Annotated in this window: 8 protein-coding genes and 1 pseudogene; 4 read left to right on the top strand and 5 right to left on the bottom strand. The window is 57.6% G+C overall.

The window, feature by feature from the left end:
* Positions 1-268: 268 nt before the first annotated feature.
* Positions 269-922, top strand: coding sequence for an IS1595 family transposase (locus ACLD9W_RS11365; RefSeq protein ID WP_410842125.1), 654 nt, complete (start codon positions 269-271; stop codon positions 920-922).
* Between the two features lie 230 nt (positions 923-1,152).
* On the opposite strand, the gene pntB is transcribed toward ACLD9W_RS11365, so the two are convergent.
* From pntB to ACLD9W_RS11345, 4 genes are all read right to left on the bottom strand, one after another.
* The gene (gene pntB, locus ACLD9W_RS11360; protein WP_410842124.1) at positions 1,153-2,538 is read right to left on the bottom strand and encodes a Re/Si-specific NAD(P)(+) transhydrogenase subunit beta; all 1,386 of its coding nucleotides are present in this window, start codon (positions 2,536-2,538) and stop codon (positions 1,153-1,155) included.
* Between the two features lie 71 nt (positions 2,539-2,609).
* On the bottom strand, positions 2,610-2,993 hold the full coding sequence (locus tag ACLD9W_RS11355) for a VOC family protein (protein ID WP_009425302.1): 384 nt from the start codon (positions 2,991-2,993) through the stop codon (positions 2,610-2,612).
* A 73-nt stretch (positions 2,994-3,066) separates the two neighbouring features.
* The gene (locus ACLD9W_RS11350) at positions 3,067-3,687 is read right to left on the bottom strand and encodes a hypothetical protein (protein ID WP_410842123.1); all 621 of its coding nucleotides are present in this window, start codon (positions 3,685-3,687) and stop codon (positions 3,067-3,069) included.
* A gap of 63 nt (positions 3,688-3,750) precedes the next feature.
* On the bottom strand, positions 3,751-5,292 hold the full coding sequence (locus tag ACLD9W_RS11345; RefSeq protein WP_410842122.1) for a Re/Si-specific NAD(P)(+) transhydrogenase subunit alpha: 1,542 nt from the start codon (positions 5,290-5,292) through the stop codon (positions 3,751-3,753).
* A 222-nt stretch (positions 5,293-5,514) separates the two neighbouring features.
* Between ACLD9W_RS11345 and gloA the strand changes: the two genes are divergently transcribed.
* Complete coding sequence (gloA, locus tag ACLD9W_RS11340) at positions 5,515-5,922, top strand: lactoylglutathione lyase (protein WP_410842121.1); 408 nt, start codon at positions 5,515-5,517, stop codon at positions 5,920-5,922.
* Positions 5,923-6,062: 140 nt separating this feature from the next.
* Positions 6,063-6,395, top strand: a pseudogene (locus tag ACLD9W_RS11335) (TonB-dependent receptor); the annotation flags it as partial.
* Positions 6,396-6,498: 103 nt separating this feature from the next.
* On the opposite strand, the gene ACLD9W_RS11330 reads toward ACLD9W_RS11335, so the two are convergent.
* Positions 6,499-7,128: a hypothetical protein gene (locus ACLD9W_RS11330; protein ID WP_410842120.1), complete on the bottom strand. Its 630-nt coding sequence runs from the start codon at positions 7,126-7,128 to the stop codon at positions 6,499-6,501.
* Positions 7,129-7,283: 155 nt separating this feature from the next.
* Here ACLD9W_RS11330 and ACLD9W_RS11325 point away from each other — a divergent pair, with 155 nt between their 5' ends.
* On the top strand, positions 7,284-8,207 hold the full coding sequence (locus ACLD9W_RS11325) for a TonB-dependent receptor domain-containing protein (RefSeq protein ID WP_410842126.1): 924 nt from the start codon (positions 7,284-7,286) through the stop codon (positions 8,205-8,207).
* The last annotated feature ends 357 nt before the right edge of the window (positions 8,208-8,564 follow it).

Genomic DNA, 8,564 nt, shown 5'->3' with positions numbered 1-8,564 from the left:
AAAGGGCTGGTCGGACAAACCGTAGCCTGCCGTCCGGTACCAAGCGAAGACGGTGTGTACGAAGTCTATTTCTGCTTCTACCGCCTCGGCCGGATTGACCTGACCGACTTCTGCTAAACTGCCCGAAAAACTGTTACCCATGTCCCCGCACAGGTGTTACCTATGTGTCCGGTCTGTACACCAAAGCGCGGGGGAGGGTTGGGGTAGGGGTGGCGGTTTGCAAACCGCTGGGGCTGACGTAGATTAGCAGTTATGCTAGGCTACGAAAATGCAGATAACAAATTGTAAATTAAGCAAGAGTGTTCAAAAGAAACTACTTGAATTTTTTGTACTCCAAGTTACCGCCCGTTCCGCTGCCGATATTTTGCGTATTCAACCCAACTCCGCTATTCTGTTCTACCGCAAAATCCGCATGGTTATCAGCCATTATCTGGCCTTGGCTGCCGATGAGGTTTTTGATGGCTCTGTCGAGTTGGATGAAAGCTATTTCGGCGGACGGCGTAAAGGCAGACGTGGTCGCGGTGCGGCAGGAAAAGTGGTTGTCTTCGGCATTCTGAAACGCAACGGACGGGTCTATACCGTTGTGGTGGATAATGCCAAGTCCGAAACGTTACTCCCTGCCATCAAAAAGAAAATCATGCCGGACAGCATTGTTTATACCGATAGTCTGAGCAGTTACGACAAGTTGGACGTGCGTGGTTTCATCCATTACCGCATCAAACATTCCAAGGAATTTGCAGACCGCCAGAACCACATCAACGGCATTGAGAATTTTTGGAATCAGGCGAAACGCGTCTTGCGCAAATACAACGGAATCGATCGCAAATCTTTCCTGCTGTTCTTGAAAGAATGCGAATTTCGGTTTAACTTCGGCACACCGTCCCGACAGCTAAAAATCTTGCGGGATTGGTGTGGAATTTAGGGCTAATCTACGTCAGCCCCAAACCGCTTAGCTGCAAACCTTACCGATCCTGTCGGAACGTTTGGAAACCCGTGCATCGCGGGGCGGCACATCCCCCGCTGTCGAAAATAAAAAGGCCGTCTGAAACGGTGTTCAGACGGCCTTTTGCCGTTGGCGGCTGCACAGGAAACGCGTTTGCAGAAACGCCATTCCCGCGTTTATGCCCCGAAGGGGTATAGGCGGGGACGACCTTATTTTTTCAAGTCGGCCAGAATTTCGTCGACGGTTTTTTTCGCGTCGCCGAAGCACATGACGCTGTTTTCGTTGAAGAACAGCGGGTTTTGCACGCCTGCGTAGCCGGTGTTCATCGAGCGTTTGAAGACGACGACTTCTTTCGCCTTCCACACTTCCAGCACGGGCATGCCGGCGATGGGCGAGTTGGGGTCGGTTTGCGCGGCGGGGTTGACGGTGTCGTTCGCGCCGATGACCAGCACCACGTCGGTTTCGGGGAAATCGTCGTTGATTTCGTCCATTTCCAGAACGATGTCGTAGGGCACTTTGGCTTCGGCCAGGAGTACGTTCATGTGGCCGGGCAGGCGTCCGGCGACGGGGTGGATACCGAAGCGTACTTCCGTGCCGTTTTTGCGCAGGAGCTCAGTGATTTCGGCAACGGGATACTGCGCCTGCGCCACGGCCATGCCGTAGCCCGGGGTGATGATGACGCTTTTGGCTTCTTTGAGCATTTCGGCCACTTGCGCGGGCGAGGCTTCGCGGTATTCGCCGACTTCGCCGCCGCCCTCTGCCGCCGCACCGCCGTCCGTGCCAAAGCCGCCGGAGATGACGGAGATAAAGGAGCGGTTCATCGCTTTGCACATGATGTAGGACAGAATCGCGCCGCTGCTGCCGACCAGTGCGCCGGTGACAATCAGCAGGTCGTTGGAGAGCATGAAGCCCGCCGCCGCCGCCGCCCAGCCCGAATAGGAGTTGAGCATGGACACGACCACGGGCATGTCGGCGCCGCCGATGGAGGCGACCAGATGCCAGCCGAAGGCGAAGGCGATCAGGGTCATGAGTATCAGGGCGAAGGCGCCGCCGCCGTTGGACACGAACACCAGCAGCAGGATAAAGGAGACACTCAGCGCGGCAAGGTTGAGCTTGTGTTTGTGCGGCAGTTTCAGCGGCGCGCTGCTGATTTTGCCGTTGAGTTTGCCGAAGGCCACCAGCGAGCCGGTGAAGGTGACGGCGCCGATGAAGATGCCGAGGAAGACTTCGACCAGATGGATGGTTTCCATATCGGAGGAAACGCTGCCCGGATCGATGTAGCTGTTGAAGCCAACCAGTACGGCAGCGAGGCCGACGAAGCTGTGCAGGAGGGCGATCAGTTCGGGCATTTCGGTCATTTCGACTTTTTTCGCTTTGTAGATGCCGACGGCCGCGCCGATCAGCATGGCGATGATGATCCAGCCGAAGCCGTGCGTGTCTTCGGCGAAGACGGTGGCAATTAGGGCGACGGCCATGCCGGTGATGCCGGCGTAGCAGCCCTGTTTGGCGGTTTCCTGTTTGGACAGTCCCGCCAGGGAAAAGACGAACAGCACGGCGGCAACGATGTAGGCCGCTGTAACGATTCCTTGGGACATGGTGGTTCTCCTTAATGGGGCGGATGGTAAAAAACGGGGGCAAGAGGGCGGAAGGCCGTCTGAAAATGGGTTTATGCGCGCGAGTGCAGGCCGATGCGGTTGCCTTCGCTGTCTTCGATAAAGGCGGCGTAGCCATTGGCGATGGGGTATTTGCCCTGCAACAGTTTGCCGCCGGCGGCAACGGCGGCCTGCGCGGTGGCTTCGCAGTCGGCGCACTCGAAGAAAACGGTGGTGCCGCCGTGGCCTGTCGCGGTGTCGGCGGGGTCGTGCCAGAGCATGCCGCTGGTGCCGTGGCTCTGCCAGTTGGCGGGGAAGATGAAGAAGCGGTTGGCGCCCTCGGCCGCGCCCGCCTGTTGCAGGGTGAAGGCGAAGACGGTTTCGTAAAAGCGTTTGGCGCGGTCGAGGTCGGCGGCGCGGATGCCGAACCAGGCGACGGGGTTTTGCGGGGTGTTCATGGGTTTCCTTTCGCGGTGGGGTTTTCAGACGGCCTTGACGGAGCGGAGGCCGTCTGAAAACGGGTTTCGGGTTTCAGACGGCCTGAACGGCGCTGCTTTCCGCTGCCGCCTGTTCGTGGAACGCCCGTGCCTGCCGCTCGGCCTGTCTGCCCAAGTCGTCGAGCATAAAGCCGACGTATTCGGGAAAAATATAGGCAGAGCCGAGCTTGGCTTGTGCGGCTTCGGTGGCCGGCATCAGGCTGGGGATGGGGGTGGTCTGGTCGATTTCGCCGTCCCATCCGATGATGAAACGCTTTTCTTCGTAGCGGACGGGAGCAATCGGGCATTCGCGATCGCGGCGCACGATGCACAGGGCTTGGCGGGTGAACACGTCGTACAGCCAGCCGTCGCCCCGGTCGGTGGAAAACAGCAGAAAGGCCGACGGCTCGGCGGTTTCGAAACCGGTGGCGGTAACGTAGTCTTCGCCGCGCCGGATGTGCTCTTCAAGGGTGTAACACTCTTCGGTCAGCGGGGTGCGGCCGTAACGTTCGCCCGCCGCATGGCAGGCTTGGGCATGCGACCAGTTTTGGTAGCCGGCCGCTTTGGCGGCGGCACCGAGCAGTGCGGACATCTGCCCGCCCTGTTTGGACTGCTGTTTTTTGGCCTGCGCGCGCAGGTGTTCCAGGGTTTCGCCGGTGGTGTGGATGTATTTCATTTTTTGCTTTCGGGTTTCTTTGGAGGCCGTCTGAAAGCTTTCAGACGGCCTTTTTCAGACGGCCTATCCTTTGCGGAACATATTGAGCATGCGGCGGGTGACGAAGAAGCCGCCGAAGATGTTGACGCTTGCAATCAGCACGGCAAAGAAGGCGAGGAAGGAGACGAAGCCGTTGCCCTGGCCGATTTGCAGCAGCGCGCCGACGACGATGATGCCGCTGATGGCGTTGGTGACCGACATCAGCGGGGTGTGCAGCGAGTGGCTGACGTTCCACACGACGTAGTAACCGATGATACAGGCAAGGATGAAGACGATGAAGTGGTTGAGGAAGGCGGCGGGGGCAACCGCGCCCACCCACAGCACCAGCACGGCGGCAATCACGGCGGGGGCGAGTTTTTTCCATGCGGGAACGGGCTGCGGCGCGGGTTTGGCGGCGGGGCTTTCAGACGGCCTCTGCGCCTGCTGCGGCGCGGCGGAAACCTGTATGGGCGGCGGCGGGAAGGTGATGTCGCCGTCGCGGGTGACGGTCATGTTGCGGATAATCACGTCGTCGAAATCCAGCGCGATTTCGCCGTCTTTGTTTGGGCTGAGCAGCTTGGTGAGGTTGACGAGGTTGGTGGCATAAAGCTGGGACGACTGCCCCGCCAGGCGGTTGGCCATGTCGGTGTAGCCGATGATTTTGACGCCGTTATCGGTAACGAAGAGTTCGCCCGGGCGGGTCAGCTCGCAGTTGCCGCCGGTGGCCGCGGCCAGGTCGACAATCACCGAACCGGGTTTCATGCTCTCTACCATGGCGGCGGTAATCAGCTTGGGCGCGGGTTTGCCGGGGATGGCGGCGGTGGTGATGATGATGTCGACCTCTTTGGCCTGCTCGGCAAACAGCTTCATTTCGGCGGCGATAAATTCGTCGCTCATCACTTTGGCGTAGCCGTCGCCGCTGCCGCCGCTTTCTTGCGGAAAATCGAGTTTGAGGAATTTGCCGCCCATCGATTCGATTTGTTCGGCCACTTCGAGGCGGGTGTCAAACGCGCGTACCACCGCACCCAGCGAGTTGGCCGTGCCGATAGCCGCCAAGCCCGCCACGCCCGCACCGATAACCAGCACCTGCGCGGGCGGCACTTTGCCGGCGGCGGTAATCTGGCCGGTGAAGAAGCGGCCGAAGGCGTTGGCCGCTTCGATGACGGCGCGGTAGCCCGAAATATTGGCCATGGAAGACAGGGCGTCGAGCGACTGGGCGCGGGAGATGCGCGGCACCATATCCATCGCCAGCACATTGACTTTCTTATCGGCCAGTTTTTGCACCAGCTCGGGATTCTGCGCCGGCCAGATAAAGCTCACCAGCGTCTGCCCTTCTTTCAGACGGCGGATTTCGTTGCCGTTCGGAGCGTTCACTTTGTAAACCAGCGGGCATTTCCACACTTCGGCGGCGCTGCCGGTTTGCGCGCCTGCCGCTTCATAGGCCGCGTCGTCGAAACTTGCGGCCGAACCTGCGCCGCTTTCGACGCAGACTTCAAAGCCGAGCTTTTTCAGCCCGGCAACGGTATCGGGGGTGCAGGCGGTGCGGGTTTCGCCTGCCAGGGTTTCTTTCGGGATGCCGATTCTCATGAACGTTCCTTTCGTGGGTCTGACCGTTAAACAGTTTCCGCAGGCGGCCTGCGGCGGGGCATGCAAACGTGGCCTTATAACCGAAACACTTACCATCCGCAACCGTTTTGCCGCCGTTTCGCGCCGATTGCCGCGCTTTTGCCGCCTGCGTACAATGCCGCCGCCGCCGGTTTTTCGGCCGGCGGCGCAAGCAAATCATTAAACAGTAAAAGGAAACACAAAATGCGCCTGCTCCACACCATGCTGCGCGTCGGCGATTTGCAAAAATCGCTCGATTTTTATCAAAACGTCCTCGGCATGAAGCTGCTGCGGAAAAAAGACTATCCCGACGGCCGCTTCACGCTGGCCTTTGTCGGCTACGGCGAAGAAGCCGACAGCACCGTGCTCGAACTCACCCACAACTGGGACACGTCTGCCTACGATTTGGGCAACGCCTACGGCCACATCGCCATAGAGGTAGACGACGCCTACGCCGCCTGTGAGAAGGTCAAAGCCAAAGGCGGCAGGGTCACGCGCGAGGCCGGGCCGATGATGCACGGCACGACGGTCATCGCTTTTGCCGAAGACCCCGACGGCTACAAAATCGAGTTTATCCAGAAAAACAGCGGCCGCGATTCGGTGTCGTACTGACCCTTGCCCAAGCACAAAAAGGCCGTCTGAAACCGTTTTCAGACGGCCTTTTCCCGTTCCTGTACGCATCGGCGCAATCATAAACAACTGTCCTATCCGACAGACAAGCACCCTGATAGCGTTTTAAAAATCCGAATTTCCTGTCTTTCGGCACTACCCTGTGGGATTTCTACCCCGACTACCGCCTCTCGTTCACCGTCTCGCACAACGAACGCCTGCCCGCCCCGATGGAGCTGTACTACCACGGCAAACACCTGGCCACCAACTCGTTCGAACACGGCAACAAAGCCTTAAAAAAAGAGCGTTCCAACAATTTTGAAATCGGCATCGCCCACCACGGCAGCCGCCTGCACTACAAAATCAGCGCCTACCACAACCGCTTTGCCAACTACATCCACAACGAAAACCTGCACCGCAGCGGCAACCTCTTCATCCGCCGCTACAACCAGGCCGCCGCCCGCTTTACCGGCCTCGAAGGCGAAATCGGCTTCCACATCACGCCCAAACACGAATTCACTTTGTTTGGCGACTACGTTAAAGGCAGCCTGAAAATGGATAAACCCGTTTCAGGCTGCCTTAAACCGCCCCGCGATACAAATCATCATGCATCGCCTTCATCTCGTCCCACTGCGCCCGCGCCATGGTTTCGCCGTAAAGCGACCAATATGGTACGCTTTCATAGCAATCAAAATCGTCGGGATACAAAAATCCGCTCAATTTCAGCGGCTGGGGAAACGCGATTTGCCACGGGTTTTCCAGCAAATCTGCCGTTTGCAGAAAAATGCGGCAGCGGCGGCGCAGACTTTGCCAATCTGCGCCGTGGCAAAAGCCTTCGCGCGATGTGTTTTCGGTTAAATGGCTCAAAAAGGCAGCCTGAAAACGCTCGCTAAACAGGCGCGGCTGCCAGCGGTCGCAGCGTTCATAGCGTTCTCCGCTGATGCCGTATAAATGCACCAGCAGCGGGAATAATTCAAATGAATACAACCCGATGCAGACGAATAATTGGTACAGCGGGTTGATAATTAGGTGGTTGTAATGCGTATCCAGCGTTACGGCTTGGTAATGCGCTTCGGGCGGCACGGGCACGATGCGGCGCAGGTAGAAATGTTCTAGCTGCTTTTCGGGCGGGAGCTGTACGAAGTTCATTAGGAAATAGGTTTCATATAGGGCGTGGGCGGGATCGCGCTTGCTGGGCATAGTGTTCATGGGGGCTTTCGGGTGGTTTCAGGCTGCCTAGTGCGAAAAAAATGACTGCTGGATTATAGCAGTCATTGTTTTGCAATTAGATTTCACTAATAGGCAGCCTGAAAATAGAGTAAATCCATTTTCAGGCTGCCTAAGAATTTAAGGCTAATGCTAAAATACCACTCTTTTATGTATTTAGGATAGAACTATGGCACCCAGTACCCAGTACGCACAACGAACGCCTGCCCGCCCCGATGGAGCTGTACTACCACGGCAAACACCTGGCCACCAACTCGTTCGAACACGGCAACAAAGCCTTAAAAAAAGAGCGTTCCAACAATTTTGAAATCGGCATCGCCCACCACGGCAGCCGCCTGCACTACAAAATCAGCGCCTACCACAACCGCTTTGCCAACTACATCCACAACGAAAACCTGCACCGCAGCGGCAACCTCTTCATCCGCCGCTACAACCAAGCCGCCGCCCGCTTCAGCGGCCTCGAAGGCGAAATCGGCTTCCACATCACGCCCAAACACGAATTCACCCTGTTCGGCGACTACGTTAAAGGCCGTCTGAAAAAACTGCCCGCCATCACCGGCGAAAAAATCTACAGCCAACGCGAAGACTGCACCGACGAAGACGGCGACCCGACCTACTGCGTATTGGGCACCGATACCCTGCCGCGCCACGCCGCCCGCGTACCGCCCGCCAGACTCGGATTCCGCTTGGAGAGCGCGTTGGGCAAACATTGGACGGCCAACCTCGAATACACCCGCGTCTTCGCCCAACGCCGCACCTCGCAGAGCATGTTCAGCAAAACCTACCCCAAAGTCGATATGGACGACGAAGACATCAGCGACGAAGAAAAAGCCCGCTCCGGCCGCCTGTATGCCGTACCCGCGCCCGAAGATTCCACGCGCGGCTACCACCTGGTCAATGCAGGCATCCGCTACAAAAACCGCATCGGCAAAGCCGACTACACCCTCTCGCTCGACGGCAACAACCTGCTGAACCAAAAAATCTACATCCACAACTCCTACCTGCCCTATGTACCGCAGATGGGGCGCAACTTCATTTTCGGCGTGAATGTGAAGTTTTGAGGCCGTCTGAAAAAGGCCGTCTGAAAGCAACTTGGCGCTTTCAGACGGCCTTTTCGGTTTTGCCGGGATCGTGTTTTCAATTTGGTTTTGAAGCCGTCTGAAACTTACCTGAACAACAGGGTCCGAAGCCCCCGGCACTTTGACGCAGGGAAGAGAGTCAGATGCACGGTTTCAGACGACCTTTCGGTTTCGTATGCCGGTTTTCCAAATCCGACGGCTGTTTGCAAAACGGTATAAGGCCGCCTGAAAAAACATTTGGGGCTGTCCTAGGGTCTGTTGACATTCAAGCCAGCCTTAAAACCGTAGCAGCCAGATAAATGTTGGCAGCAAAAGATTCATCCGTCTTTTCACAACGCA

The sequence above is a fragment of the Neisseria sp. WLZKY-1 genome (assembly GCF_046546535.1).
Taxonomy (GTDB): Bacteria; Pseudomonadota; Gammaproteobacteria; order Burkholderiales; family Neisseriaceae; genus Neisseria.
The sequence above is the reverse complement of the archived record's forward strand: the minus strand, read 5'-3'. Positions and strand labels throughout refer to the sequence as shown.

Excerpts from the sequence above, each read along its gene's own strand:
- ACLD9W_RS11345 (WP_410842122.1), bottom strand. The coding sequence starts at position 5,292 with ATGAGAATCGGCATCCCGAAAGAAACCCTGGCAGGCGAAACCCGCACC.
- pntB (WP_410842124.1), bottom strand. The coding sequence starts at position 2,538 with ATGTCCCAAGGAATCGTTACAGCGGCCTACATCGTTGCCGCCGTGCTG.
- ACLD9W_RS11330 (WP_410842120.1), bottom strand. The coding sequence starts at position 7,128 with ATGAACACTATGCCCAGCAAGCGCGATCCCGCCCACGCCCTATATGAA.
- gloA (WP_410842121.1), top strand. The coding sequence starts at position 5,515 with ATGCGCCTGCTCCACACCATGCTGCGCGTCGGCGATTTGCAAAAATCG.
- ACLD9W_RS11355 (WP_009425302.1), bottom strand. The coding sequence starts at position 2,993 with ATGAACACCCCGCAAAACCCCGTCGCCTGGTTCGGCATCCGCGCCGCC.
- ACLD9W_RS11350 (WP_410842123.1), bottom strand. The coding sequence starts at position 3,687 with ATGAAATACATCCACACCACCGGCGAAACCCTGGAACACCTGCGCGCG.
- ACLD9W_RS11365 (WP_410842125.1), top strand. The coding sequence starts at position 269 with ATGCAGATAACAAATTGTAAATTAAGCAAGAGTGTTCAAAAGAAACTA.